The following is a 24387-nucleotide window of genomic DNA, read 5'->3' on the forward strand; positions in this document are numbered from 1 at the left end:
CGCTCCTTCCGCCGCAAATATCGGCTGCCAGCGCTGAAACCGCGATGCGCAGATACCGCGTTCTGAATGCTGAATGGCCGCGGGCGAATGACAGCCTGCTTGCCTGGGCGAAACTTCGCCCGAGCGAGATGTATCGGCGCCTGACGTGCGCGAGCGCTTTGAGGTCGAGGCCGTCGAAGCCATCGCCGAGGTGCTGAGCGAACTCGGGCCGCTTGCGCCTTCCGACCGTCAGCCCTTCCATCAGATCGCTGCCTTGGCTTTTGATCGCAGGCTCGCGCATCACACCATGCAGTGGCAGGCAGGAGGGCGAGGATAAGCATTGTCCTGCGCTTCCCGAACATGGCTCTGTGTCCGGCTTTCCAGGCTCAGCACGGCGCCGCCGTCCGCACGCTGATCAAAAAGATCGAGCGGCCGGTGAGCCTCCTCGATAGCCTCGACGGAGACCCTGATGCTGGAGCTGATGGCGACGACGAGCCTTCACTCGGCTGGACGCGGACGATGGCGATCGGCACCAACGACGATGCCGAACAAGCGGAGGCGGCGCCGTGAGGTGGCGGCTAACCTCCTCAGCCGCCACTTTTCGCACGCCGTGGAGGGGCAGCCGGTTTCTCGGCCGCGTCCTCTTCGAACGACCGTCGCTTCGAGTTGGAAGTAGCAGCCACAGAGGCTTGAGCTTTCAGAAGCTGGCAGATGTCGAGCGGCGGCAACGCCTTCGGATCTCTCTCGGCCGTCTCCATGATGGCCATGAACAGCATGAATATTTCCTGCCGTCCCACTCCCTGTTTGCCTCGCATCCGTCGACCACCCATGACGAACTCTGCTCCGAGAACCGCTCCATGGCTGAACTGGATGTCTCGCGCCTTTATTCCGTCATCAGCGACAGGCGGCGATTTTTGTAACGCAGATGTCTCGGAGGGGCGCCATGAAGGTGGCGCCGATTGTGAAATCGCCGCCACCAAGAGAATTCAGATTGCCGCGCAATCAGCTCTTACGAAGCGTAGCGCGCGTAGTCTCCCCGGTCGGCCCCCATATGAACGTATAGGTCCCGTCCTGCGTCATGCTGGCGGTGCTGCCGTTGGTCCCGACCGTCATCGAGAGACGCGAGCTTGTCAGCTTCACGTTGCTGAGCTTCTGCACTTGGTTCTGGTAGTAGTAGCTCACGCCGCCGTCCTCCCCCACGACGATACGAACCGGCTTGCCGCCTGGGAGATTGCCGCTCCAGTCGCCGATGAATGCGGCCTGAGATGCCGACAAAGCCGCGCCACCATTGGCCGGAGTGCCCCCGCCAGTGACGCATGCCGACAAAGACATAGCTATCGCGACAGCCAGTAGAACCCGCTTCATTTGAAAACCTATGCACTCACTGATCAGCAAGTGACCTGTTGTCACTCGGCGGACAATGCATAACGGTCGGATCAATGCTGCGTCGAGTGGTGTTCCGCTGCGTTAGTTAAGGCGAATGCCAGCCCCGCCAACCCGGGAGCCTGAAGGCTGCGAGTGGCATCGAACCGAGCCGGCGTCCTGCCTGCCCACTGTGATGCCTAGGCCGTCTGCATGAGGATAGTCGGTCTTGGGACGAGTGGGGTGCGGATCTGCATCAGAGGCAATCGGCGAGGCGAAACGGCGTGGTGGGTTCGGGTAGGGACGGCCTGCTTCACGGTGCAGATGGTAGCGTCTGGGATCAGGCCGCCTCTTGTATCGGCGGCGTCGTATGTGCATCCAGCAGATCCAAGACGGCTGACGAACTCAGGGGCCGGCTGAACAGGAAGCCTTGGCCAAGGTGGCTTCCCGCATTCCGGACGAGCTCGTGCTGTTCCTTCGTCTCGATGCCTTCCGCGACGATGGTCAGCCCAAGCCGATCGGCAAGGCCGCAGATCATCGAGACGATGGCCGTGCTTTCGCCATCCGATGGGTTTCCCCGAACGAAAGACTGATCGATCTTCAGCTTGTCGAAGCGGAAGCGCCGCAGATAGCTGAGGGAGGCATAGCCGGTGCCGAAGTCGTCCAGGGAGATCCGGCAACCGAGAGCCTGTAACCGGCGCAGGATATCAGGAACCGCCTCGTCGTTCTCGATCAGCGAGCTCTCGGTGATCTCGATCTCCAGTCGCCCTCTGGCAATATCGTTTTCCGCAAGGCACCGAGCGATGTGATCGACCAGCCCCGCATCCGTGAGCTGACGAGCCGACACGTTGACCGCGACGAACATCGCGTTCGGCCAGCGAGCCGCCTCGCGGCAGGCTTCTTTGATGACCCAGCGACCGAGGTCCTGGATCAGGCCGCTATCCTCGGCGATCGGAATGAACTCTCCCGGCGAGATAAGGCCGAGTTCCCGGTGCTGCCAGCGCAGCAGCGCCTCGAAGCCGCGCGGCTGGCTGTCGTTCAGATCGACGATGGGCTGGTATACGAGGAAGAGTTCGTCCTTCATTGCCGCCCGCTGCATGTCTTCTAACAGCTTCTGACGGCGGAGAAAGTCCTGTTTCATCGCAGGTTCGAACACGCAATAACGACCGCGCCCCGCGACTTTCGCGGCATAGAGCGCGATGTCGGCGTCCTTGAGTGAAGATTGGTAATCGTCGCTTCCGTCGATGCAGACGCCCTGCGTCACGCTGATGACGATCTCGCTCCCGTCGATGACGATCGCCTCGCGCATATTGGCGAGAACGCCTTCCGCGAAGGCCACGCTCTGCGTTGCCGCCCGGGGGCCATGGAACAGAACGGCAAATTCGTCGCCGCCGATCCGCGCTACGGCCGTCGCCTCCCGCGCCGTGTCGCGCAGGCGTCGCGCCAGGGTGTAGAGCAATCGATCACCGGCATCATGCCCCAGCGTGTCGTTGATCGACTTGAAATAATCGACATCGACGAGAACGACGGCACGATGCTCGGCATGGGATGATCGAAGGGCGGAATTGAAAGCAAGTCGGTTGGCGAGACCCGTCAGCGGATCGGTGCGGACGATCCTGTCGAGCAGCTTATTCTGGCGCAACATGGCGACGACGAGGGTCGCTCCGACGACGAGAAGGGCGATCGTGGCAATGCGGATGCCATCAAGGACGCGCCCCAGGTCGTTCTGGTTCTGCATGACCTTATCGCCGCTCTCCGCATGGGCGCGCGAGGCGATGCGCGACAGTGGCGTGATGAACGGTTCGAGCTGGCCTATGGAGCTCGCGATGGCATCGGGATCAGGTAGCCGCGCGAGGAGAGGCGCGATCCGATCCAGAACGGCATGCAGCTTCGCGATCAGCTCGACACGATCGCGTTCGTCGAGGAAGGCATTCGTGCCGATAACCCCGATGCGATTGCGCAGGATGTTGCTGCGCAGGTCGACCTGCTTCGCGTCGCCGATCGTGGAGCTGTCGGCGATCGACGTCTGCAAGCGAAGGATCTCAACGACCGCCTGCGAAAAATCGAACGCCTGATTGTAGCGTGACGCCTGGATCATCTCCTGTTGATAGCGTGACGCGAGCAGCGAGCAGGCAACCGCCAGGACCGCGAGAATGCTCGTCAGTCCGATCAGCCCGACGCGGACGATTTTCGATCCCCTGGGAAGCTCGCTGCTCGTGCGCGTCATCATGCGAGGATGTCGATCTCGGTCAGCTGCCACACAGAGCGGCTGTAATAGGTCTGGTGTTGGAGCTCGGCGCGGCTGTCGAAAGGAAACACCAGGAAGACCGGTCCCTTATCGCTGACGGGCATCGGCTGATCGTTCTGTCGGGTGGCGAGTAGGGCGTCGCCCTCCAAAAGACCGGCGACCTCAGCATCAACCGAATAGTCGTTGAGCGCGACGAGGCGGATCTGTTTCGGGTCGACTTTGAGCGCCGCGAGATAGTCCTTCAGGCTCACACCCGAAAATTTCACGACGCCTTGATGCCAAGGGGTCGTCGTTGCGAAAGATGTCTGAGGGAAAGCATCCATCTCAGCGAGGCTGCTTGCGACGTCCCCGCCTGTCTGAGATCCATGCAGGGTCAGGATGGGATCAGCGGCAAAAGCCAAAGGCGGCTTCAGCGCACAGAAGGTAGCCGTTGCGCCTGCAATGGTTAGGAAATGGCGGCGGTTGAGCATGGTGGCTCCGATTGACCGGGAGCCCGCAGCTAGGCGGAAAGGTCTTAAAACGAAGGCGAGCCCAGTGAGCTTCTTGCGATTTTCGCGGCTCTTTCATGAGCTTAATTAACGGCAGATGAAGTTTATTAAACTTGCAGCTACTCGAAGTTGATTTCGAATGGAGGTGCTTGAGGCAGTTTCAGTCGGCGACACGTCCAGCGGAGCGCTTTGGTCAAGGTTGCTCGAGACGACGCGAAGGGGAGGCGGGTGATCCGACATGGCTTCACGCTACCCGAGGGGGGAGGGCACGCAAGATTGGCGGAGAACGGTCCGAACGTCAGGAGACGATAACGGACAAACGCATACAGCGCACCGATCAAGTGAGGAAAGAAGTGGGTAAAGCTTAAAGTCTGGAGCTAAAAATTCAGTGAAATCAGATTGTTAAGTAAGAATAATGGCGGAGAGAGCGGGATGGCTTCCTGTCGCTTCCGGCAACCCATTGATCCGCCATCGGATTTTCACACCGTGGGGGTATGCTTGTGGGTGCGGATTCAGGTACGGTGTCGGACGGCTCTTGTCAACAATACAGGCCCTCGCAACAGCCGTTCATAGCGAGGGCAACCATCAAGTCGTGACATTCGGGCGACGAGCGCCAATCGGAAAATTTTTCCGATTGGCCGAGTTCATTCGCGCCGGTGGCGGTGTGGACGATAGGCGGGCGCCGGAACGGGTTGCCCGTTCGCGTCGTCCGGCGACGATGGGTCATCGATGGTTCGGCGTGCTGCCACCCTGATACTTGCGAGGATGGCGAGGCTCGTCCCGTCTCCGCCCGCTGGCGCGAAGGTCGGTTCGGCAAGGAGCAGCGCCTTCGACGCGCTGACGGCCTGCGCGAGTTCGCGCACCGCATCGGCCCATGCGAGGCGTCGGCGACGATGCTGATGAAGGCCCGCCACGGCGGCGGTCGGCGTTCCCGTCCGTCGAGCGAAGCTCCAATTCCACCGCGGCAGTGTGGGCTCTGGGGCCGAAAGTCCGCGGTCGCGGTTCGGCCGCGCGTCGGCGGCATAGGTCAGGTCGTGCCGGCGGCAGAAGTCCGTCAGGCGCTCGGCGACCAGTTCACGGACGGCGCGGCCGTCGCGCTCCCGGAACTCCTCGTTCCAGGCGCGCTCCTTCTTCCGGGCGAAGCCATCGCCGCTGAGGCGACGCAGGGTCGCGAGGCCGTGGATGTTGACGTTCCGCCCGCCATCGCTCGCGGGGGTGTCGTGAATGTCCACCTGCACCACCATCCCCCGCTCGCGGAACGGCTCGTAGACGAAGCGGGCGGCTGCTTCCCACAGGTGCCGGGGAACCTGGCGGGGCAGCGAGAAGTCCACGATCCGTGCCTCCTGCGCGTCGACCCGCTTCTCGGCCGCCGCGGCGCGTCGCCAGAGTTCGTCGGGATCTGCGCACCACGTCGGCGCGTCGTCGGGCGCCAGCACCAGCGTCGGCAATGCGTGCTCCTGCGCCTTACGGCCGAAGTCAAACACCTGCCCGAGGTGATCGACGATCCGGCCGCAGGACTGGTAGGCCGAGCGCTTCGCGGCCGAATGTCCGGCCGACCGCGCCACAATGCCAAGCTGAACGCGAAAGAAGTCCGCCACGTCGCCTCCTCGCCGGCGGATCGGGACCGTCCGCCGCACACCTGACGAGCCACGTTGCGGAGCAACGTATAGGCGAGCCTCTGTTCCGCTGCCGCCCGTCCGTGTCGTCGATCATCGCCGGCGTTGGCGCTGGCGCAAAGCGCCGGCCATCATCGTTCTGGACGCCACAACACGGGAGGAACGATGATGGCCGAAGACAACTCGAAGAGACTGGCGATTGCCCGCCTCCGGGAACGGGAGGCGCGCGCGAAGGTCGCCCGCCTGCGCAGGGCGGTTGATACGCAGAACCGCCGGCTGGCGGCCGAACGCAGGTACGTGGTGGGGGCCGCGATGTGGTCGCTGGCCGAAAGCGGGAAGGCGGACCCGATGGTTGCGGCCTTCCGTCGCTGGCTCCGCCAATACGTGAGTCGGGATCGCGACAGGGCGGCGCTCGCGGGGACTCGCTTCGACGTGACGGAGGCGGACGGCCATGCGTCGTGATTGTGGAAGGAGCCGGACGGCCGACGAGCGGGCGGCACGGAAGCGGCGCCACCTTGGCTCCTGCGTTGCGGTTCGCCTTCGTCGGCTGCGTCGTCGAAGGCGTGGGGGCGACGGCGTCGGCGGATTGACGATCTTGCTTCTCGGCTTGATCGCGGCGCGGCTGGCGCAGGGGGGAATCGCGCTGCTCATCGTCCTCGCCGCGCTCGTTCGACGGCAATGGTCTCGGGACGAAGCGAGCACCTTTCCTGCGAACGTCCGCACGCACGGGGCGACGGAAAGCGCTGTGATCTCGGTTGCGGACAGTCCCCATGTTGTACCGCGGATGGACGGCTCGTCGACGCCGAGGCGTCCGAGCTATCTTCCCGCGCTATCGCCCGACGAGACCCGTCTCGCCCATTCGCTCGCCTTCGTGATCCGCAACCGCGGCGGCCGCCACGGGCCGGTGGCGGCGTCGCACTGGCGAACCCTCGACGCGGCGACGCTTCCGTTGGCGGTCTACCTTCGGGATATCGACGACCGTGGCCTGTGGCCGAGCCTGGAAAGGGAGGTCTCTGCGTATCGCTTGTCGGGGCTTCGTCCCGTCCTCGCGCAGGATCGGACCCTCGGACAGGAACGGCTGGTCAAGCTCGTGCAACTGGCGCCGCGATGGAAGGCCCGCGGCGTGGCCCTGCTTGCCGGGGATGGGGGGCGTGACCCCGACCAGCCCCGGCTGGAACTCGTCCCGGGGGACGATCTCGACGGCAACGGTGGGTGGCGTCCAACCTGAGCCGTGGGGCGTGACGGTCGAAGATCACCAATTCCGACAAGTCGAGGAAATTCGGCAGGCCGTCCTTAAGGTGGCCCGTGGTTCTTCCGCGGCCCCGAAGCCGTCCCGGTTGGAAACCGCCGGGACGTCTTCGGTTCACCCCGAGGATCAATCGATGAAGGACAACCCTTTCAGGAACGACAGCAACAGGAAGGCCCGCCGATCGAGGCCGAAGCCTTTCGACTACGGGAGCGTGTCCCTTGCCGACAGGCAGGCGCTCCAAGGATACGCCGAGCAGGTGCGCAGCATCGCCCGCAAGGGGGTCGAGGAGGTCTTCGAACTCGGCGAGGCTTTCGCGGATGCGAAGGCCCGGCTTCCCAAGCGCTACGAGGAGTGGTTCCGCAAGGAGGTGACCGGGATCACGACGCGAACTGCCAGCAATTACATCGGTGTGTACGAGAGGTTCAACGAACGGCGCGAGCAGATCGTCGCCCTCGGCCTGAAGCCGTCGTCGCTCTACAAGCTCGCCGCCGCGCCCGAACCCGCCATCGAGGAAGTGCTCGGCCGCGCCGAGGCGGGAGAGAAGGTCCTCGGCGCCGACGTCACACGGATCGTCCGCCTTCATGCCGAACCTGCCGACGAGGTGGAGCGGGTCTCGCCCGCCGACCGCGGCGGTCCCAAGGGTTTCAAGGCGCTTCTCGCCGAGCGCTTGACGCACTGGCAGCGCGAATGGACGGAGCGTGCGACCGAACTTCTCGACGTGCTGGACGATCTCGTTCCGCCCGGCGCATCCGGCTTCCGGGGGACGAAGCCGGACGTCGACAAGGCCATCGGGCTCAGGTCCCTCTGGCTTCATGTCGAACTCGCGCGAATGACGGGTGCCAGCTTCGCCAATAAGGCCGATGACAGGCTCGGCGTACCTTACATGCAGGGACGCGACTGGCCGAGCGAGCCTTGGCGGCTTCTCCATCACTCGCTCGGACATGTCGGGGCGGCGTCGTCATGGTCGAAGGGAAAGTTGTTCGAGGAGGTGACTGGGACGCTGATCCCGCGCCTTCGTTGGGCGCTTGGCGGTGCGTCCTCCCCGACCGAGTTCGATGACGTGTTCCCGACGCCTGACGAGGACGGCTCCGAAGACAGCGCGGAAGCTGACGAGTAGCCGGTCTTCGACGTTCTTTCGCCGGGACGTCAGGCAGCGAGGGAGTCGACCTCGAACCGGGCGGCGTGAGGAGCCAACGCGGCGAGGACCGGGGAGCCGGCAAGGCGGGCGATGGCGGTGCCGATCTCGGTGGCGGGCAGGCCGGACGTGGCGGCCGCCTGCGCGACGGCGCGCGCGGTTCCGAGCGCTCCCGCCATCCGACTGGCGTGGTCGGCGGCGCGCAGCACGGCGGCTTCGCGACGCCCGTCGGCTTCGGCGGCCCGGTCCTCGTCGCCGACCGTTGCGACGGCGGGGACGGCAGGCGTCGGGCGACCGGAACGCCCGATATCCGGGTCCGACGTCTCCAGCGCGACCCATTCCTCCAGCGTGGGGCGCTGCGCGATCATGTCGGCGACGTGGGCGTCGAGCGCGCCGTCGTCTGCCCAAAGGGCGTGATCGGCGGCCCGCCCGTCGTCGGTGGCTCCGTAGGCCCAAAGCTCCACCGCTTCGAAGCCTGTGCCGTCCAGAGGATCGACCTCCAGTTCGACGCGCCCGAGGAAGGTCCCGGCCAGCCCGCGGCGGAGGAGCGAGTTCCATGTCGTAAACGGAAGCGAACCGACACGCTGCTCCTCCAGCGTCTGCGCGACGCCGCCCGCCTCGTCGTCGGCGGACGCCGACACGATCCCGAGCTTCGCCTTCAGGCCGGGGGACACGACGCCGAGCCGCAGGCCCTTCATGCAAGCCGCGTATTCGCGCCAGAGGGCAAGGCACTCCTTCGCGGTCACGCGCTCCAAGCCCGGAACGACGAGCGGCGCGCCGTCGTTCTCCCGCATCGTCGCGCGCGCGGCGAGGGCGAAGGGGTGGACGCTCGTGGACTTTTCCTTGCGGCCTTCCTTCACCCAACCGTGCGCGAGTTCGGAGGCGAGCTTGCCGCAGTAGGCCGCAGCCTTCTCGGCGTCGTGGCATCGCTCGGCCTGCTGGGCGCCGGAACTGGCCTTGAGGCCCCGTGTCCGGAGGCGACGAAGGTAGCGCGCGAGAAGAAGGCGCACCGCGCGTTCGGCCCGCGCCTCGTCCTGGTGGTCGAAGAACACCAGCGCATGGAGATGGACGCCCCAGCCCGTCGACGGCGACCACGGAGCTTCGAGGACGTTGGAGACGCCGAGGAGTCCGGCGCGGGCGGCGGGACCCTTCCACCCGGCGCCCATGCGCGCCTCCCGCCACGCGGCCTGCACGCCTTCCTTCATGGCGGCGAGGGCCTGGTTGCGGGTGCGCTTGGCGGTCGGCGTGACGAACCACACCATGCCGCCTTTCCCGATGCAGGCCCGCACGGCCTCTTCCAGTCCGCCCTGAATCTCCATCGCCCGGCGCGTCGCGCAGGTCGGGCAGAGCAGGGCGGAGTCGCAGCGGTAGACCCCCGACACGTAGGCGCGGCCCTCGTCCGTCAGGTGAATATGGACGTCCTCCACGTCCGCCGACGCGGTGCCGCAACCGCAGACGGCGGGTCCGCGCCGATCGGCGGGACGCAGGGCGCCCGCGATCCCGTGGCGCAGGTCGTAGCGCCCGCGCGTCGTGGCGAGAAGGTGGGGGCGGTCCTCGACCTCGCGGGGCGCTTCCGGCGTCTCCCTCGCGGGTTGGGAGACCTCGGAGAGAAACGGTCCACCTCTACTGACGAGGCCCGGCCCGCCGGGCCGGGCGGAGGCGTCCGAACGTAGGGCCGTGGCCGGGCCGGTCGTGGCGGTGGCGGGAACGGGCTGGGTGCCGAACACGGCCGCAACGGTCGCCGTGGCCGTGCCGTCGACCGGCTCGCGCGAGCGGCGGTCGAGAGGCGGCGCGGCGGCCGAACCCGGAAGCGGGCCGCGCACGTCCACAGCCTCGCGGACGGCTCGGAGCCGGGCCGCCATCCCGAGGCGGGAAGCGTCAACAAATTTTGCGTCGGAGGGTGCGGAGGACTGTGAGGCGGCTTGGGTCGTATGCCCAAGCCCGGAGTTCACCTATCGCGCCTGTCGGCGACGAAAGAGCCGTTCACCATTCGAGGACTCCCAGCAATGGTACGGGGGAGCTTTCGCACCACGCTCCTCCGAACCCTCCAATGGTCAAGCGTCCCGCAGGTCGATGCAAAGTTCAAGCGAAATGACAGATGCGGCCGTAGCAACCGCGAAGAGGTGGGGCTTTCGAGAGCTACTTAAGTGACGACATCGAAGGCCTCTGAATTTAATCGGCTACTCGTTTGCATCAGGTTTCTGATGCAAAAAATCTCTTTGCGCTTCAGATCGATGCAAAAGCAACCAAGCTTGCGTCTATCAAGCAGTTATCGACGCTTCTATCTTGGTTCTTGTTCCGGTGTCTTTGAAGAACCTATTATACGAAAATGTGTCATTCCGATTACTCTCAACGCATTTCCTCACCACGTCTATAGCTTCATCAATCTTGTTGAGAGCATTGTCGGAGAACTCATTTATTCCATCTCTCACACATATCCTTCGTACCGCGAACAACACATGATAAGCTCCATCGATTATAAACAATTCATCTTGCTGGACTGCCTCTTCATCCCGAAGGCGCTTCTGCGTGGCCTTTTTTACTTCATTGATGCGCTCTAGGACGCGGAGCGGAACTAGAAGATTTTCCGGCAAAAGATCATCAGAAAAGACGGTGTCGAAAAGATCCCCGAACACCCGGCCTCTATCTTTCTTTGCCACTTCCGGCATATCGAGCGCATACGCAAGATAGGCTTGCCCAGCACTTTGCGCGTCAATTCTCTTTTCTTTAGGCTTTTCGGAGAACTGCTTTGTTTTCCTCTCGTAAAAATATCCTTTTGCCAAAAGCGCTTGCTCTATTTTTCTTTGAACAATCGAGTTCGCCCTCAAATCCCTGCTCTTGATGGGTGTTTGGCTATTGGTTGTCTCTGAAACTTTGTTCCCAACAGACTGTTCCTTTGCCTCGATGATTCTCGCGAGCAAAAGAACGTCAGAAACCTTGTCAGGATCTTCTCGATACGCTTCAAACAACGCATTCGATGTTTGCCCGCCATTGACTATCTGCATACCCTTCAGCGAAACCGTAGGACCACGACTTCCCTTCGCATATGAGAATGAAGAGCATGTAATTGTCAGGCCGTTGTTTAGATACCAGAACAGATGCCGCTCATCGGAAAGAGCAGTCGAAATGATTTCTTTGTTGATTGTATTCCGGCTAGAGAGGTAAATCCTTACATTCTCGTCAAATATCGGCGTGTAAACTGCGTCCTTGTCATCGGGGCGAGCAATGAGTTTCACCAGTTCTGAAGCGTCGAGAGTGCAGATTAGGGCGCGGACATTGCCGTCTGTACGTTCGTAGTAGTCCTTGTCGACTATACGTATATCGCGATCGATAACTGGCTTTTGATGAGATATGAAGAGTTCAATTATTTCGTCTAAGCCGTGGTGTCGCTCGCGCACGCCGTTGTACTTCTCTAAAGACTTCCTTAGGCGGCGCTTTTCATCTCCAACCATAGTAAGCGTATTCGAGCAGAAATGAATTTCAACGGATGGATTTTTCTTATCGAGACTCTGCCATGCTTCTTTTACCTTTTCCCATAGCACTGGGTTGCAGTTATTCCGCATGTCTTCATCGTGATCGAGTAAGTCGGCCAAAAACGATAATACCTTGTCGATCTCGGAAGAAGGAAAGTTCGACTTGGATTTCTGAAAATCACCCGCGTACTTGAACTGGAAGATATGTATGATGTTCTTCCCGTCTCTTTCGTCGACGAACAACGCATCTACGCCTCGATCTTGTCCTCCATCAGTAATCGCGTCGTACGCCTCCTCTTCGGTTACGTCTAAGATTGACGCTACCATTAGTGGCATGAATGCTTTGCTGGGTGATGCAATTCCCAGGTCGGGATTGAGCCATTCTTCGACTTTGTGTGAAACGGTACTAAAGTCGATGAGGGTCGCCATATCGATATTCGCTCAGCAGGGAGATGCGCCTGTTCTCGTAACGGCTGAATGTCAGGCCTGCAAGGATACGTCTGCGTAAGGACTTCGAAGGCTCCTTCGATCGTTTTTGGTTGCGCTTCTGCCTTAAGCAGATCCTTTCTGGATAAGCCGTCTCAGCCCCACCCGGACATAATGTCCGGCTCCACCCCTCCCCAAGGAGGGGTTCTCGCCGCCCCTCGGGGCGACCACGATTCGTTCGGCTCGCGGCGGCTGCGCCACCGCTCCCCGCCCGCGAAAAGGATCAGGCCGGAACCACCCGACGTTTCAGGACCCGACGCTGAACCGGACCGCGGGACTTCCGGTAAGGGGCAAGGTCCAACCCCTCGGGCAACGTCAGGGCAGCCAACACCTCCACCTCGTCGACGCGCAGTCGCTTCGAGCCGTAGGTTTCCTCCACGCTCTTGAAGGCGTGGCCAGTCTGAAGACTCGAGGTCCGGGAATCCACCTTCGCGATGCGCAGGATGTCTTTGGCTGTGTGACGAGACGAATGGAAGACGGCCGAAAGCCGGGAATGAAGGCCGTAGGCGCGAAGGTGCCTGCCGTGCCGTTTCGACGCCGCGTCGGCGGGGTCCTGCACTTCGTGGTGCAGATGCGGGAAGACCCATTCCGATGGGCGAAGGCCCTTCGCGTAGGCGATGAACCCGACGTCGATCAGTTCCTGATGGAGCGCGAAGTAGCGTCGCGATCCCTCGTTCTTCACTTGACGTTCCACACGCTTGCCGTTGACGGTCAGGTAGCGCGTGAGGTCCGCCACCCACAGGCCCGGACGCATCTCCACGATGTCGCCGCCCTGAAGGTAGGCGAGTTCGCCGATGCGGGCGCCGGTGAGGGTTCCAAGCAACGGGAGCCAGTAGTCGTCCGGCCGTGCCTCCTTCGCCGCGCAGGCGAACCAGTGGTTCAACGCCTCGACGCTGAACGGCTCGCGAACGATGGCCTTGGGTGCATGGCCGGGAGCGCTCACGCGAAGGTCCGCGAAGGGCGTGCGGATGTTGTGTTCTACGGCGATCCACCGGAACGCGCCCGTGACGGCCGCGACGTAGGTTGCGATCGTCGTTTCAGACTGGCAAGTCGGGACAGGCTTCCCGGCCTCGCGCAGCGCGGCGACCTTCGCGACGATCTCGGGTGACGTCGAGTCCCGGAACTCGCGGAGTTTCGTCCAGTTGGTCGGCAGATCGGCGAGGTGCTTCGCGAATGTCTTGAGGTCGCGCGGCACGTATTCTGTGATAGGACGGTCCCCAACGAGCGCCGCGAACTCGCGGCACTTCGCCGCCAAGCCGTTCGCGTAGTCGGCACGCTTGCCGTCCTTCAACAGGTCGGCGAGATAGTCGTCTACGCATGCGCTCAGGAAAGGAAGGGGTTCCGGCGCCGGAACGTTCGGCACGGCTGGCGGGGCCTCGGGAACAGCGGCGGGTGCTGCCTCCTCGAACTGTCGCCCGACCGTCAACGCCTGACCCATTATCGCGTCATAGGTCCGTCGCTCCGCCTTCCACGCGGCATCGTCCTGCGCCAAGGCGGTTCCGACCGCACCAAGCCGCGTGCGGATCGACGCCAGCGTTTCCCGGCGGCGGTCGAGGTCGATGGCGGCGGATCGGTGCGCCGCCGTCGATGCGCGGGAGTCGGGGTCGCTGTATCCTTCATCCTCGCTCGCGGCCGACCGCGCCGACGCCGCCTTCAGGCCAAGCCAGCGTCCTTGGCGATCCAGCGTGTCCAGTTCCGCGGCGAGAGCGGCAAGACTGTGTTGAAGTGTGGCGCGGTCCAAGTGCGGTTCCCCGAGTCGGGCATGACAATGGGCAGCGAGGGTAACAGCGCGTCGTTTCGCTTCCGTTGCCGTCAGGCGTCCGAGGGAAACCCGGAAGGGCGAGCGGCCGAAGGATTCAATGTGGATCGTGGGAACGCGAAGCTGGAAGCGCCAACCGGATGGGCGCCGGGACAGGTACATGGGTTCCGCCTTGGGTACACGGCTGGGTACGGCCGGGGTTTGGGCGGAAAATTCGTCAGCAAAAACAATGGGTTGCGATGGCGGAGAGAGCGGGATTCGAACCCGCGATACGGTCTCCCGTATACACACTTTCCAGGCGTGCGCCTTCGACCACTCGGCCACCTCTCCGTCCCCTTGTCGCCGCCGCTCGGAGCAGGGCGCAAAGGATGTCTCGGCGGCGCTGGGCCGGCGGGACGGTCGAGGCGCTCTTATAACCGGATCGCTCCGCCGTTCAAGCCGCCTTTTGCGTCGATGTCGCATTTGCGTGAGACCGGCGGAGCGCGGCGTCCCGGCCGCCTTTCGACATTGCCCTTCGCGGCGGGAAACCCCATCTTCGGAGCCGGATCGGCCCGAAAGCGTTTCCGGCAGGCTTCGGGAGACCGACATCATCGCCCGCCGGATGCGCCGAGGATCATGCGCTTTCTGTTCAATCTCCTGGGCGGCCTCCTTCTGGCCGTCGCCCTCGTCTTCGCCACGGCCGATATCGCCCGCACCTTGGCGGACGGAACCCTGCGCCTGACGACGCTCGGCGAGGGATTCGCCTCGGTCGGCCTGCCGCTCGCGCAGGAGACGCGGGGGCTTTCCGCCGGCGCGCTCGACATCGTCGCGGCGCTGGCCGGCTGGCCCGCCTCGCTCACCTGCGGCCTTGCCGCCCTTCTGCTGCTCTTCATCGCCCGCCCGCCGCATCGCCGGGGGCGCTTCGCCCGCTGAACCCGTTTCCGAAAGGACCGCCATGTATATCCTCGACATGTTCACCAAGAAGACGCGCCTGCCGGAAGCCGGCGAGGCGCTGCCCGGCCGCCCCGAGCCCTTGCCGACGGCCGAGCGGCATTTCGTCAATGGCCAGGCGCTGAAGGGTCCCTTCCCGGAAGGCTTCGAGACGGCGCTGTTCGGCCTCGGCTGCTTCTGGGGCGCGGAGCGGGTGTTCTGGAAGGTGCCGGGCGTCCATGTCACGGCGGTCGGCTATGCCGCCGGCACGACGCCGAACCCGACCTATCAGGAGGTCTGCACCGGCCAGACCGGGCATAACGAGGTCGTGCTCGTCGTCTACGATCCGAAGGTCGTCGATTTCGCGACGCTGGTGAAGCTGTTCTTCGAGAATCACGATCCGACGCAGGGCATGCGCCAGGGCAACGACATCGGCACGCAATATCGCTCCGGCATCTATGTCTCGGGGCCGGAGCAGCGCGCGGCGGCCGAGGCGGCGAAGGCGGCCTATCAGGCGGCGCTGGCGCAGGCCGGGCATCGCGGCACGATCACGACCGAGATCCTCGACGCGCCGACCTTCTTCTATGCCGAGGACTACCACCAGCAATATCTCGCCAAGAACCCGAACGGCTATTGCGGCCTCGGCGGTACGGGCGTGTCCTGCCCGGTCGGCCTGGCGGCGGCGCAATAGGCGAGGGGTCCGGCGTCGGCGTTTTTCGCCGCCGCCGCGTCGCCGGTGATTTTCGCAAGAATCCAGGTGAAACTTTCCAAAGGCCGTGCAAGTCTCGGGCAAGGCGGGGGCGCTCGCGCGCCATCCGGCCCGATGATCCCTCACGGCGCCGATGTCGCGGTCCGAGTCCCGGTCCGCGAGGCTCCCGGCGCCGCCCAACCGACCAACAGGCTCGACGGCGCAATGAAAAAGCTCTTCCTTGGACTGATGGCGGCGAGCGCCATGATCGCTTCGGCGGCCGGCGCCGCTTCCGCCGCCGAAGGCGGCCCGGCGATCATCTACGATCTCGGCGGCAAGTTCGACAAATCCTTCAACGAGGCCGGCTATAACGGCGCGGAGAAGTGGAAGAAGGAAGCGGGCAAGGACTATCGCGAGTTCGAGATCCAGAACGATTCGCAGCGCGAGCAGGCGCTGCGCCGCTTCGCCCGGTCCGGCGCCTCGCCGATCGTCGCCATGAGCTTCTCGGCCGCCAGCGCGGTCGAGAAGGTGGCGAAGGAATTTCCCGACACCAAGTTCGTCATCATCGATTCGGTGGTCGAGGCGCCGAATGTCCGCTCGGTCCTCTTCAGCGAGGAGCAGGGCTCCTATCTCGTCGGGCTTCTCGCCGCGATGAAGTCCGAGACCGGCAAGGTCGGCTTCGTCGGCGGTATGGACATCCCGCTGATCCGCAACTTCGCCTGCGGCTACAAGGGCGGCGCCAAGGCGACCAAGGCGGATATCCAGGTCTTCGAGAACATGACGGGCACGACGGGCGCGGCCTGGAACGACCCGGTGCGCGGCGGCGAACTCGCCAAGTCGCAGCTCAGCCAGGGCGCCGACGTGATCTTCCACGCCGCCGGCGGCACCGGCATCGGCGTGCTACAGGCGGTGGCGGATGCCGGCAAGTTCGGCATCGGCGTCGATTCCAACCAGAACATGCTCCATCCCGGCCATGTCCTCACCTCGATGGTGAAGCGGGTCGACGTCGCAGTCTACAAGGCCTTCGACGATGTCGCGAAGAACCACTGGACGGCCGGCAAGGAAGTGCTCGGCCTGAAGGAGGACGGCGTCGGCTATGCCATCGACGACAACAACAAGAGCCTGCTGACGCCCGAGATGGCGAAGGCCGCCGAGACCGCCAAGGCGGATATCATCAGCGGCAAGATCCAGGTCCACAACTACAATTCGGACGACAAGTGCCCCTATTGAGGCATGCCGGCCGGGACGCCCGCCCTGCGCGGGCGTCCTGATCGTCAGTAATGCGGCGGCTTGGTGATCTCGGGCGCCGGCAGCGCCGCCTCGATCGTCTCGCAGCGATCGCCGAGGCGGCGCAGCGCCCGCTCCAGCGCGTCGATGGCGAGGCCCTGCCGGCGCAATTCGTCCGAGAGCTCCTCGAGGGCGATCTGCTGATGCGCGATCGTTTCCTCGAGCTTCAGGATATGCGCCTCGTCCATCGGCTTTCCTTCCCAGGCTGGGTGACGACGGGGCGTCATGGCGCGGCGCGGCGCGATTGGCAATCGCCGGGCGCCCGTCTAGTTTCCCCGGCAGGCGAGTGGAGTGCGGGCGGCGCATGGCGGCGATCGAACTGATCGGCATCGACAAGAGCTTCGGCGCGGTCCATGCGAACCGCGACATCAATCTCATGGTCGAGAAAGGCACGATCCACGGCATCGTCGGCGAGAACGGCGCCGGCAAGTCGACGCTGATGTCAATCATCTACGGCTTCTACCAGGCCGATCGCGGCGAGATCCGCGTCGATGGGCGAAAGGTCGAGATCACCGACACCAATGCGGCGATCGCCGCCGGCATCGGCATGGTGCACCAGCATTTCATGCTGGTGGAGAATTTCACCGTCGTCGAGAACGTCATGCTCGGCGCCGAGCAGTCGCCGCTTCTCAACAAGGGCATCGCTAAGGTGCGGGCCGAGCTGAAGCGGCTGGAACGGGCGCATGGGCTCGATGTCGACCCGGATGCGGTGGTCGGCGAATTGCCGGTGGGGCTCCAGCAGCGGGTGGAGATCCTGAAGAGCCTTTACCGCGGCGCCGAGATCCTGATCCTCGACGAGCCGACCGGCGTTCTGACCCCGGCCGAGGCCGACCAGCTCTTCACCGTGCTGAAGGAGCTGCGCGACCAGGGCAAGACGGTGATCCTGATCACCCACAAGCTGCGCGAGATCAAGGCGATCACCGACACGGTCTCGGTGATGCGGCGCGGCGAGATCGTCGCGACGCGCAAAACCGCCGAGGTCTCCGCCGCCGAGCTGGCCGAGCTGATGGTCGGCCGGCGCGTGCTCCTCACCGTCGACAAGCGCCCGGCGCGCCCCGGCCCGGTGAAGCTCGCGGTGCGCGACCTCGCGGTGCGCGACGGGCGCGGCGTCCGGATGGTCGACGGCGTCTCCTTCGACATCCGGGCCGGCGAGATCGTCGGCATCGCCGGCGTCGCCGGCAACGGGCAGACCGAACTCCTGGAGGCGCTGGCCGGCATCCGGCGGGCGGAGGCCGGCCGGGTCGAGCTGGACGGGCGCCCGATCGAGGCGGAGGCCGGTCACGATCCGGCGGCGCTGCGGCGGCGCGGCCTCGCCCATGTGCCGGAGGACCGGCATCACATGGGTCTCGTCCTGCCCTTCGAGGCCTGCGAGAACGCGATCCTCGGCTATCAGCGCGATCCGAAATTCCGCAACCGCATCGGGCTGCTCGACCTCGACGCCATGCGGCGCGAGGCGAAGGAGCGCATCGCCGCCTTCGACGTGCGCCCGCCCGACTGCCGGTTGAAAACGGCGAACTTCTCCGGCGGCAACCAGCAGAAACTGGTGCTGGCCCGCGAGATGGAGCGGGGTCCTTCCGTTCTCCTCATCGGCCAGCCGACGCGCGGCGTCGATGTCGGCGCGATCGAATTCATCCATCGCCGCATCGTGGAGATGCGCGACGAGGGCAAGGCGATCCTCCTCGTCTCCGTCGAGCTCGACGAGATCCGCGCCCTGTCCGACCGCATCCTGGTGATGTTCGCCGGCCGGATCGTCGGCGAGCGAAGCGGCGGCGCCGACGAGGGCGAGCTCGGCCTCCTGATGGCCGGCGTCGAGCCGAGGGAGGCGGCGGAATGAAGGATGCCCGGATCACGCTCGTCACGCTCGGGGTCGCCGATCTCCAGCGCTCGGCCGGCTTCTACGAGGCGCTCGGCTGGCAAAGAAACGAGGCCGGCAACGAGTCCGTCGTCTTCCTGCAAGGCGAGGGCATCGTCCTGTCGCTCTTCGGCCTCGCCGCGCTGGCGGAGGATGCGGAACTGGCGGCGGGCGGGCCGCTGCCGCGCTTCCGGGGGCTGACGCTCGCCATCAACCTTTCGGGCGAGGCGGAGACCGACCGGCTCTTCGCGCGGGCGATCGAGGCCGGCGGCACGGCGGTGAAGACGCCGCGGAAGGTGTTCTGGGGCGGCTATTCCGGCTATTTCGCCGATCCCGACGGCCATCTCTGGGAACTCGCCTTCAATCCCTTCTTCGCCATGGACGAGCGCGGGCAGCTCGATCTCTCCAAGGAGCCGCAAGCGTGAGCCGCCCCTATGCGAAGCTGCCGCCGGTGGTGGACTATGTGGTCCTGCCGCTGGTCAATCTCGTCGTCGCCTTTCTCGTCGCCGGCATCGTCGTCCTGATCGTCGGCGAAAGCCCGCTGGAAGCGGCGAAGCTGATGATCCAGGGCGCCTTCGGCTATGGCGAGGGCATCGGCTTCACCCTGTTCTACGCGACGAACTTCATCTTCACCGGGCTCGCCGTCGCGGTCGCCTTCCATGGCGGGCTGTTCAATATCGGCGGCGAGGGGCAGGCCTATCTCGGCGGGCTCGGCGTCGCCGCCGTGGCGCTCGCCTTCCAGAACCTCCTGCCCTGGTGGCTGAACCTGCCGCTGGCGATCGTCGCGAGCTTCGTCTGCGGCGCGGTCTGGGCCTTCGTGCCGGCGATCCTTCAGGCGCGGCGCGGCAGCCATGTCGTCATCACCACCATCATGTTCAACTTCATCGCCGCGAGCCTGATGGTCTATCTCCTGGTCGGCCCGTTGAAGGCGCCCGGCCAGATGGCGCCGGAGACCGTGACCTTCGCGCCCGGCGCGCAGCTGCCGAAGCTGACGGGCCTCTTCGAGCTCTTCGGCGCCGATCTCGGCGGGGCGCCGCTCAACGTCTCCTTCATCGTCGCGCTGGTCGCCGCCGTCGCCGTCTGGCTGCTGATCTGGCGCACGCGGCTCGGCTACGAGATCCGCACCCTCGGCCATTCGCCGCAAGCGGCCCGCTATGCCGGCATGTCGGAAACCCGCCTCATCGTCACCGCCATGATGATCTCGGGCGGGCTGGCCGGCCTGATGGCGCTCAATCCCGTGATGGGCGACCAGGCGCGCGTCCAGATCGAGTTCCCGGCCGGCGCCGGCTTCGTCGGCATCGCCGTCGCGCTGATGGGGCGCGGCCATCCGCTCGGCATCGTGCCGGCGGCGGTGCTGTTCGGCGTCCTCTATCAGGGCGGCGCCGAGCTCGCCTTCGACATGCCGGCGATCTCGCGCGACATGATCGTCATCATCCAGGGCCTCGTCATCCTCTTCGCCGGCGCGCTGGAGAACATGATGCGGCCGGCGGTCGGCGGCGTCTTCAGCTGGATCCGGCTGCGCCCGGCGCGCGCCGCCCCGGCGGAGGGAGCCGTCTGATGGATGCGGGCGCGATTCTCGACATCGTCGATTCGGCCATCCGCCTGTCGACGCCGCTGCTGCTGGCCGCGCTGGCGGGCCTGTTTTCCGAGCGGGCGGGCGTCTTCGACATCGGGCTCGAAGGCAAGATGCTGGTCGCCGCCTTCTTCGCCGCCGTCGGCGCGGCGGCGAGCGGCTCGGCGATTCTCGGCCTTCTCGCCGGCATCGCGGCGGCGCTCGTCTTCGCCCTCGTCCATGGCCTCGCCTCGATCACCTATCGCGGCAACCAGATCGTCTCCGGCGTCGCGCTGAACTTCGTGGCGAGCGGCCTCACCGTGCTGCTCGGCCAGAACTGGTACGGGGAGGGCGGGCGCACGCCGAACCTCGCCGGCGCCGCGCGCTTCGGCGACGTCGCGCTGCCGGGGGCGGAAGCCTTGCGGAGCGTGCCGGTGCTGGGGCCGCTCTATGCCGGCATCGTCTCGGGCCAGAACATCCTCGTCTATGCCGCCTTCCTGGCGGTGCCCGTCACTTGGTGGGTGCTCTTCCGCACCCGCTTCGGCCTCAGGCTGCGCGCCGTCGGCGAGAACCCGGCGGCGGTCGACACGGCGGGCATCTCGGTCACCTGGCTGCGCTATCGCGCCGTCCTGATCTGCGGGCTCCTCACCGGCATCGCCGGCGCCTATCTGTCGATCGCGCAGTCGGCCGGCTTCAATCGCGAGATGACGGCCGGCCAGGGCTATATCGCGCTCGCCGCGCTGATCTTCGCCAATTGGCGGCCGGTGCCGGTGCTCTTCGCCTGCCTGCTCTTCGGCTTCCTCAACGCCGCCTCGATCCGCATCCAGGGCGTGCCGCTGCCGCTCGTCGGGCAGGTGCCGGTCCAGGCGGTGCAGGCGCTGCCCTATATCCTGACGGTGATCCTCCTCGCCGGCTTCGTCGGCAAGCCGAGCCCGCCGAAGGCCGGCGGCGTCCCCTATGTGAAGGAGCGATGATGGACGAGCTCTTCGAAGCGGCGCGCGGCGCGATGGCGCGGGCGCACGCGCCCTATTCGCACTTTCCGGTGGGTGCCGCGATCCGCGACGAGGCGGGCCGCATCCATGCCGGCGCCAATATCGAGGTGGTGAGCTTTCCCGAGGGCTGGTGCGCGGAGACGACGGCGATCGGCCATATGGTCATGGCCGGCGGAACGCGCATCGCCGAGATCGCGGTGATCGCCGAGAAGATGGCGCTCTGCACGCCCTGCGGCGGCTGTCGCCAGCGCATCGCCGAATTCGCCGATGCCGGAACGCGCATCCATCTCTGTGACGAGACGGGCGTGAAGCTCACCATGACGATCGGCGAACTCCTGCCCCGCGCCTTCGAGAGCGAAGGCTTCGATTGAGGCGGCGCGGCACCCGCTCGGCCGGCCGAACCGATATGAGGAAGGTCCGTCACCGATGATCGTCGATGTCGCCGCCCTGCGCTTCCTTCTCGGCGAGCGCCATCCGAAAGTGGCGCTGGTGCTCGGCTCCGGCCTGGGCCTCGTGGTGGACGAATTGGAGGATGCGCGGCGCATTCCCTATGCCGAGATCGAGGGCTTCCCGGAAAGCACCGTGTCCGGCCATGGCGGCGCGGTGGTGCTCGGCCGGCTCGGCGGCGTCGAGGTGCTGATCCTGTCCGGCCGCGTCCATTATTACGAGGCGGGCAAGGCCGATGCGATGCGCCCCGTCCTGGAGGCGATCCAGGGCCTCGGCATCGAGAGGCTGGTTTTGACCAATGCCGCCGGCTCGCTGCGCGAGGACATGCCGCCCGGCTCGGTCATGCTGATCGAGGATCACATCAACTTCTCCGGCGCCCATCCGCTGATCGGCGAGCCGAGCGACGCGCGCTTCGTCGGCATGACCGAGGCCTATGACGGCGCGATGCGCGCCGCCTTGCTCGGGGCGGCCGAGCGGCTCGGCGAGCCGCTCCATCGCGGCGTCTATATGTGGTTCTCCGGCCCGTCCTTCGAAACGCCGGCCGAGATCCGCATGGCGCGCGGCTTCGGCGCCGACGCGGTCGGCATGTCGACCGTGCCGGAAGTGATCCTCGCCCGCTTCCTGGGCCTGCGGGTCGCCGCCGCCTCCGTCATCACCAATTACGGAGCCGGCATGACGGGCGCCGAACTCAGCCACCAGGAAACCAAGGACATGGCGCCGAAGGGCGGGGCGCGGCTCGCCCGCCTCCTCGCCGCGGCGTTGCCGGAGATGGACCGATGACCGGAGACCTGTCGGAGCGCGAGATCGCGCAGGCGCTGATCGCCTCGCTCGATCTGACCGACCTGTCGGACCGCTGCACGCGAGAAGACGTCGCGGCGCTCTGCGACCGGGCGGCGACCTCGGAAGGCGACGTCGCGGCGATCTGCATCTGGCCGCGCTTCGTCGCCTTCGCCCGTCCGCGCCTGAAGTCCGGCATCCGGATCGCGACCGTCGTGAACTTCCCGGAGGGCGGCGAGGATGTCGAGGCGACCCTCGCCGAGACGCGCCAGGCGCTCGCCGACGGCGCGGACGAGATCGATCTCGTGGTCAGCTATCGCCGGCTGGCGGCGGACGAGGGCTTCGTCGACGATCAGGTGCGGCGCGTGAAGGAGGCCTGCGGCGAGGCGCGGCTGAAGGCGATCCTCGAGACCGGCGAACTCGCCGAGCCGGTGCTGATCGGCAGGGCGGCTAAGGCCGCGCTTGCCGGCGGCGCCGACTTCCTGAAGACCTCGACCGGCAAGGTCGCGGTCAATGCGACGCCGGAAGCCGCCGAGATCCTGCTGCGCGCCATCGCCGACCATGGCGGCGCGGTCGGCTTCAAGCCGGCCGGCGGCATCCGCACCTACGAGGACGCGAAGGCCTATCGCGATCTCGCCAACCGCCTGTGCGGCGACGGCTACGCGACGCCGGACCGCTTCCGGCTCGGCGCCTCGGCCGTTCTCGCCGATCTTCTCGCCGTCGCGGGCGGGGCGGCGCGCGGCCCGGGCCTGGAGGGCTACTGACGATGGGCGCCCTCCTGCCGCAGGAGATCATTGCCGCCAAGCGCGATGGCGAGGCGCTGGCGCCGGAGGCGATCCGGAGCTTCGTCGCCGGCTTCGCCGATGGCGGCGTCACGGATGCCCAGATCGCCGCCTTCGGCATGGCCGTGTTCTTTCGCGGCATGGCGCCGGCGGAGGCGGTGGCGCTGACCGAGGCGATGCGCGATTCCGGCGACGTGCTCGCCTGGCCGGAGATCGGGCGGCCGATCCTCGACAAGCATTCGACCGGCGGCGTCGGCGACAATGTCTCGCTGATGCTCGCCCCGATCGTCGCCGCCTGCGGCGGCGCGGTGCCGATGATCTCGGGGCGCGGCCTCGGCCATACCGGCGGCACGCTGGACAAGATGGAGGCGATTCCCGGCTACGGCGTTTCGCCGGACAATGCCCTGTTCCGCCGCGTGGTGAAGGAGGCCGGCTGCGCCATCATCGGCCAGACCGGCCGTCTCGCCCCGGCCGACAAGCGCTTCTACGCGGTGCGCGACGTGACGGCGACGGTGGAATCGATCCCGCTCATCACCGCTTCCATCCTGTCGAAGAAGCTGGCGGCCGGGCTCGAAGGGCTGGTGCTCGACGTGAAGACCGGCTCCGGCGCCTTCATGGCGAGCGAGGACGCGGCGCGGGCGCTCGCCGAAAGTCTCGTCGCCGTTGCCAACGGCGCGGGGCTGAAAACTACGGCGCTCGTCACCGACATGGACCAGCCGCTCGCCGCCGAGGCCGGCAATGCGGTGGAGGTGCGCGGCGCCGTCCGCTTCCTCACCGGCGCCCACCGGAACCCGCGCCTTCTCGACGTCACCCTGGCGCTGGTCGGCGAGATGCTGGCGCAGGGCGGCCTCGCCGCGAATGCCGAGGACGGGCGGGCCCGGGCCGAGGCGAAGCTCGGCGACGGCACGGCGGCGGAGATCTTCGGCCGCATGGCGGCCCTTCTCGGCGGTCCCGCCGATTTCGTCGAGCGCATGGACGCCCATCTGCCGGCGGCGCCGATCGAACGGGAGGTGCGGGCCGAGACGGCGGGCACGGTGGCGGCCATCGAGACGCGGGCGCTGGGCCTTGCGGTCGTCGCGCTCGGCGGCGGGCGGACGCGGCCGGAGGATCCGGTGGACCATGCCGTCGGGCTGGTCGATCTGGCGCCGGTCGGACACCGGCTCGAACGCGGCGCGCCGCTCTGCCGCATTCTCGCCCGCAGCGAGGAGGGGGCGGAGGCCGCCGAGCGGCGGGTGCGCGCCGCCTACCGGCTCGGCGAGGCACCGCCACCGGCGCGCCCGCCCGTCATCGCGCGGATCGGCTGAGC

The 24387-nt window shown here is 65.9% G+C and carries 25 protein-coding genes and 1 tRNA gene; 16 read left to right on the forward strand and 10 right to left on the reverse strand.

Going from position 1 to position 24387, the window contains the following annotated elements; all coding sequences use genetic code 11:
• Nucleotides 1-145 precede the first annotated feature (145 nt).
• Both IEY14_RS15230 and IEY14_RS15235 read left to right on the forward strand, forming a co-directional pair.
• Nucleotides 146-316, forward strand: a complete 171-nt coding sequence (locus IEY14_RS15230; protein ID WP_188909925.1) for a hypothetical protein — start codon at nt 146-148, stop codon at nt 314-316.
• A 23-nt stretch (nt 317-339) separates the two neighbouring features.
• Complete coding sequence (locus IEY14_RS15235) at nt 340-549, forward strand: hypothetical protein (protein ID WP_188909927.1); 210 nt, start codon at nt 340-342, stop codon at nt 547-549.
• A gap of 17 nt (nt 550-566) precedes the next feature.
• Here the strand turns inward: IEY14_RS15235 and IEY14_RS15240 are convergent, their stop codons facing one another.
• The 5 genes from IEY14_RS15240 to IEY14_RS15260 form a co-directional block, all read right to left on the reverse strand.
• Nucleotides 567-755: a hypothetical protein gene (locus IEY14_RS15240; RefSeq protein WP_188909929.1), complete on the reverse strand. Its 189-nt coding sequence runs from the start codon at nt 753-755 to the stop codon at nt 567-569.
• Between the two features lie 226 nt (nt 756-981).
• Nucleotides 982-1374: a hypothetical protein gene (locus IEY14_RS15245; protein WP_188909931.1), complete on the reverse strand. Its 393-nt coding sequence runs from the start codon at nt 1372-1374 to the stop codon at nt 982-984.
• A 307-nt stretch (nt 1375-1681) separates the two neighbouring features.
• Nucleotides 1682-3571, reverse strand: coding sequence for a putative bifunctional diguanylate cyclase/phosphodiesterase (locus IEY14_RS15250; protein ID WP_188909933.1), 1890 nt, complete (start codon nt 3569-3571; stop codon nt 1682-1684).
• Nucleotides 3568-4059 carry a putative pterin-binding protein gene (locus tag IEY14_RS15255; protein ID WP_188909935.1) on the reverse strand — a complete coding sequence of 164 codons (492 nt, stop codon included), beginning with the start codon at nt 4057-4059 and terminating at the stop codon, nt 3568-3570. The genes IEY14_RS15250 and IEY14_RS15255 overlap by 4 nt, the downstream gene beginning before the upstream one ends.
• A 662-nt stretch (nt 4060-4721) precedes the next feature.
• Entirely contained in the window at nt 4722-5675 is a 954-nt protein-coding gene (locus IEY14_RS15260) for a MobA/MobL family protein (protein WP_188909937.1), read from the reverse strand.
• Nucleotides 5676-5861: 186 nt separating this feature from the next.
• On the opposite strand from IEY14_RS15260, the gene IEY14_RS15265 reads away from it, so the two are divergent.
• From IEY14_RS15265 to IEY14_RS15275, 3 genes are all read left to right on the forward strand, one after another.
• On the forward strand, nt 5862-6155 hold the full coding sequence (locus tag IEY14_RS15265; RefSeq protein ID WP_210318432.1) for a hypothetical protein: 294 nt from the start codon (nt 5862-5864) through the stop codon (nt 6153-6155).
• Between the two features lie 133 nt (nt 6156-6288).
• Nucleotides 6289-6921, forward strand: a complete 633-nt coding sequence (locus tag IEY14_RS15270) for a hypothetical protein (protein WP_210318434.1) — start codon at nt 6289-6291, stop codon at nt 6919-6921.
• On the forward strand, nt 6845-8059 hold the full coding sequence (locus IEY14_RS15275) for a hypothetical protein (RefSeq protein ID WP_188909943.1): 1215 nt from the start codon (nt 6845-6847) through the stop codon (nt 8057-8059). Before IEY14_RS15270 ends, IEY14_RS15275 begins: the two co-directional genes overlap by 77 nt.
• 29 nt (nt 8060-8088) lie before the next feature.
• Here IEY14_RS15275 and IEY14_RS15280 read toward each other — a convergent pair whose 3' ends face one another.
• The 4 genes from IEY14_RS15280 to IEY14_RS15295 form a co-directional block, all read right to left on the reverse strand.
• Nucleotides 8089-9900, reverse strand: coding sequence for a hypothetical protein (locus tag IEY14_RS15280; protein WP_188909946.1), 1812 nt, complete (start codon nt 9898-9900; stop codon nt 8089-8091).
• A gap of 438 nt (nt 9901-10338) precedes the next feature.
• Nucleotides 10339-11979 carry an AIPR family protein gene (locus tag IEY14_RS15285; RefSeq protein ID WP_188909947.1) on the reverse strand — a complete coding sequence of 547 codons (1641 nt, stop codon included), beginning with the start codon at nt 11977-11979 and terminating at the stop codon, nt 10339-10341.
• A gap of 280 nt (nt 11980-12259) precedes the next feature.
• Complete coding sequence (locus IEY14_RS15290) at nt 12260-13777, reverse strand: site-specific integrase (RefSeq protein WP_188909948.1); 1518 nt, start codon at nt 13775-13777, stop codon at nt 12260-12262.
• Between the two features lie 258 nt (nt 13778-14035).
• Nucleotides 14036-14125 (reverse strand) — tRNA-Ser (locus IEY14_RS15295).
• A gap of 285 nt (nt 14126-14410) precedes the next feature.
• Between IEY14_RS15295 and IEY14_RS15300 the strand changes: the two genes are divergently transcribed.
• The 3 genes from IEY14_RS15300 to IEY14_RS15310 all read left to right on the forward strand — a co-directional run bounded on the left by IEY14_RS15300 (nt 14411) and on the right by IEY14_RS15310 (nt 16622).
• On the forward strand, nt 14411-14707 hold the full coding sequence (locus IEY14_RS15300; protein ID WP_188909949.1) for a hypothetical protein: 297 nt from the start codon (nt 14411-14413) through the stop codon (nt 14705-14707).
• Nucleotides 14708-14729: 22 nt separating this feature from the next.
• Complete coding sequence (gene msrA / locus IEY14_RS15305) at nt 14730-15395, forward strand: peptide-methionine (S)-S-oxide reductase MsrA (protein ID WP_188909950.1); 666 nt, start codon at nt 14730-14732, stop codon at nt 15393-15395.
• A gap of 222 nt (nt 15396-15617) precedes the next feature.
• Complete coding sequence (locus IEY14_RS15310) at nt 15618-16622, forward strand: BMP family lipoprotein (RefSeq protein WP_188909951.1); 1005 nt, start codon at nt 15618-15620, stop codon at nt 16620-16622.
• Nucleotides 16623-16666: 44 nt separating this feature from the next.
• On the opposite strand, the gene IEY14_RS15315 is transcribed toward IEY14_RS15310, so the two are convergent.
• Nucleotides 16667-16867 (reverse strand): SlyX family protein, encoded by a 201-nt coding sequence (locus tag IEY14_RS15315; protein ID WP_188909952.1) that lies wholly within the window; start codon nt 16865-16867, stop codon nt 16667-16669.
• Nucleotides 16868-16983: 116 nt separating this feature from the next.
• Between IEY14_RS15315 and IEY14_RS15320 the strand changes: the two genes are divergently transcribed.
• From IEY14_RS15320 to deoA, 8 genes are read left to right on the forward strand one after another with little or no spacing between them, the layout of a single operon-like run.
• A complete protein-coding gene (locus IEY14_RS15320) occupies nt 16984-18513 on the forward strand; it encodes an ABC transporter ATP-binding protein (RefSeq protein ID WP_188909954.1) in 1530 nt (509 codons plus the stop codon).
• A complete protein-coding gene (locus tag IEY14_RS15325) occupies nt 18510-18956 on the forward strand; it encodes a VOC family protein (RefSeq protein WP_188909956.1) in 447 nt (148 codons plus the stop codon). Before IEY14_RS15320 ends, IEY14_RS15325 begins: the two co-directional genes overlap by 4 nt.
• Nucleotides 18953-20089: an ABC transporter permease gene (locus IEY14_RS15330; RefSeq protein ID WP_188909958.1), complete on the forward strand. Its 1137-nt coding sequence runs from the start codon at nt 18953-18955 to the stop codon at nt 20087-20089. Before IEY14_RS15325 ends, IEY14_RS15330 begins: the two co-directional genes overlap by 4 nt.
• Nucleotides 20089-21057, forward strand: coding sequence for an ABC transporter permease (locus IEY14_RS15335; protein ID WP_188909960.1), 969 nt, complete (start codon nt 20089-20091; stop codon nt 21055-21057). The genes IEY14_RS15330 and IEY14_RS15335 overlap by 1 nt, the downstream gene beginning before the upstream one ends.
• Complete coding sequence (locus IEY14_RS15340; protein WP_188909962.1) at nt 21054-21446, forward strand: cytidine deaminase; 393 nt, start codon at nt 21054-21056, stop codon at nt 21444-21446. Before IEY14_RS15335 ends, IEY14_RS15340 begins: the two co-directional genes overlap by 4 nt.
• A 55-nt stretch (nt 21447-21501) precedes the next feature.
• Nucleotides 21502-22302 (forward strand): purine-nucleoside phosphorylase, encoded by an 801-nt coding sequence (locus IEY14_RS15345; RefSeq protein ID WP_188909964.1) that lies wholly within the window; start codon nt 21502-21504, stop codon nt 22300-22302.
• Nucleotides 22299-23063: a deoxyribose-phosphate aldolase gene (deoC, locus tag IEY14_RS15350; protein ID WP_188909966.1), complete on the forward strand. Its 765-nt coding sequence runs from the start codon at nt 22299-22301 to the stop codon at nt 23061-23063. The genes IEY14_RS15345 and deoC overlap by 4 nt, the downstream gene beginning before the upstream one ends.
• Nucleotides 23064-23065: 2 nt before the next feature.
• Nucleotides 23066-24385 carry a thymidine phosphorylase gene (gene deoA, locus IEY14_RS15355; protein WP_188909968.1) on the forward strand — a complete coding sequence of 440 codons (1320 nt, stop codon included), beginning with the start codon at nt 23066-23068 and terminating at the stop codon, nt 24383-24385.
• The last annotated feature ends 2 nt before the right edge of the window (nt 24386-24387 follow it).

The organism is Aureimonas endophytica, from assembly GCF_014642635.1.
Classification (GTDB): Bacteria; Pseudomonadota; Alphaproteobacteria; order Rhizobiales; family Rhizobiaceae; genus Plantimonas; species Plantimonas endophytica.

Excerpts from the sequence above, each read along its gene's own strand:
- IEY14_RS15235 (WP_188909927.1), top strand. The coding sequence starts at position 340 with ATGGCTCTGTGTCCGGCTTTCCAGGCTCAGCACGGCGCCGCCGTCCGC.
- IEY14_RS15240 (WP_188909929.1), bottom strand. The coding sequence starts at position 755 with ATGCTGTTCATGGCCATCATGGAGACGGCCGAGAGAGATCCGAAGGCG.
- IEY14_RS15250 (WP_188909933.1), bottom strand. The coding sequence starts at position 3,571 with ATGATGACGCGCACGAGCAGCGAGCTTCCCAGGGGATCGAAAATCGTC.
- IEY14_RS15255 (WP_188909935.1), bottom strand. The coding sequence starts at position 4,059 with ATGCTCAACCGCCGCCATTTCCTAACCATTGCAGGCGCAACGGCTACC.
- IEY14_RS15265 (WP_210318432.1), top strand. The coding sequence starts at position 5,862 with ATGGCCGAAGACAACTCGAAGAGACTGGCGATTGCCCGCCTCCGGGAA.
- IEY14_RS15285 (WP_188909947.1), bottom strand. The coding sequence starts at position 11,979 with ATGGCGACCCTCATCGACTTTAGTACCGTTTCACACAAAGTCGAAGAA.
- IEY14_RS15300 (WP_188909949.1), top strand. The coding sequence starts at position 14,411 with ATGCGCTTTCTGTTCAATCTCCTGGGCGGCCTCCTTCTGGCCGTCGCC.
- msrA (WP_188909950.1), top strand. The coding sequence starts at position 14,730 with ATGTATATCCTCGACATGTTCACCAAGAAGACGCGCCTGCCGGAAGCC.
- IEY14_RS15310 (WP_188909951.1), top strand. The coding sequence starts at position 15,618 with ATGAAAAAGCTCTTCCTTGGACTGATGGCGGCGAGCGCCATGATCGCT.
- IEY14_RS15315 (WP_188909952.1), bottom strand. The coding sequence starts at position 16,867 with ATGGACGAGGCGCATATCCTGAAGCTCGAGGAAACGATCGCGCATCAG.
- IEY14_RS15320 (WP_188909954.1), top strand. The coding sequence starts at position 16,984 with ATGGCGGCGATCGAACTGATCGGCATCGACAAGAGCTTCGGCGCGGTC.
- IEY14_RS15325 (WP_188909956.1), top strand. The coding sequence starts at position 18,510 with ATGAAGGATGCCCGGATCACGCTCGTCACGCTCGGGGTCGCCGATCTC.
- IEY14_RS15335 (WP_188909960.1), top strand. The coding sequence starts at position 20,089 with ATGGATGCGGGCGCGATTCTCGACATCGTCGATTCGGCCATCCGCCTG.
- IEY14_RS15340 (WP_188909962.1), top strand. The coding sequence starts at position 21,054 with ATGATGGACGAGCTCTTCGAAGCGGCGCGCGGCGCGATGGCGCGGGCG.
- IEY14_RS15345 (WP_188909964.1), top strand. The coding sequence starts at position 21,502 with ATGATCGTCGATGTCGCCGCCCTGCGCTTCCTTCTCGGCGAGCGCCAT.
- deoC (WP_188909966.1), top strand. The coding sequence starts at position 22,299 with ATGACCGGAGACCTGTCGGAGCGCGAGATCGCGCAGGCGCTGATCGCC.
- deoA (WP_188909968.1), top strand. The coding sequence starts at position 23,066 with ATGGGCGCCCTCCTGCCGCAGGAGATCATTGCCGCCAAGCGCGATGGC.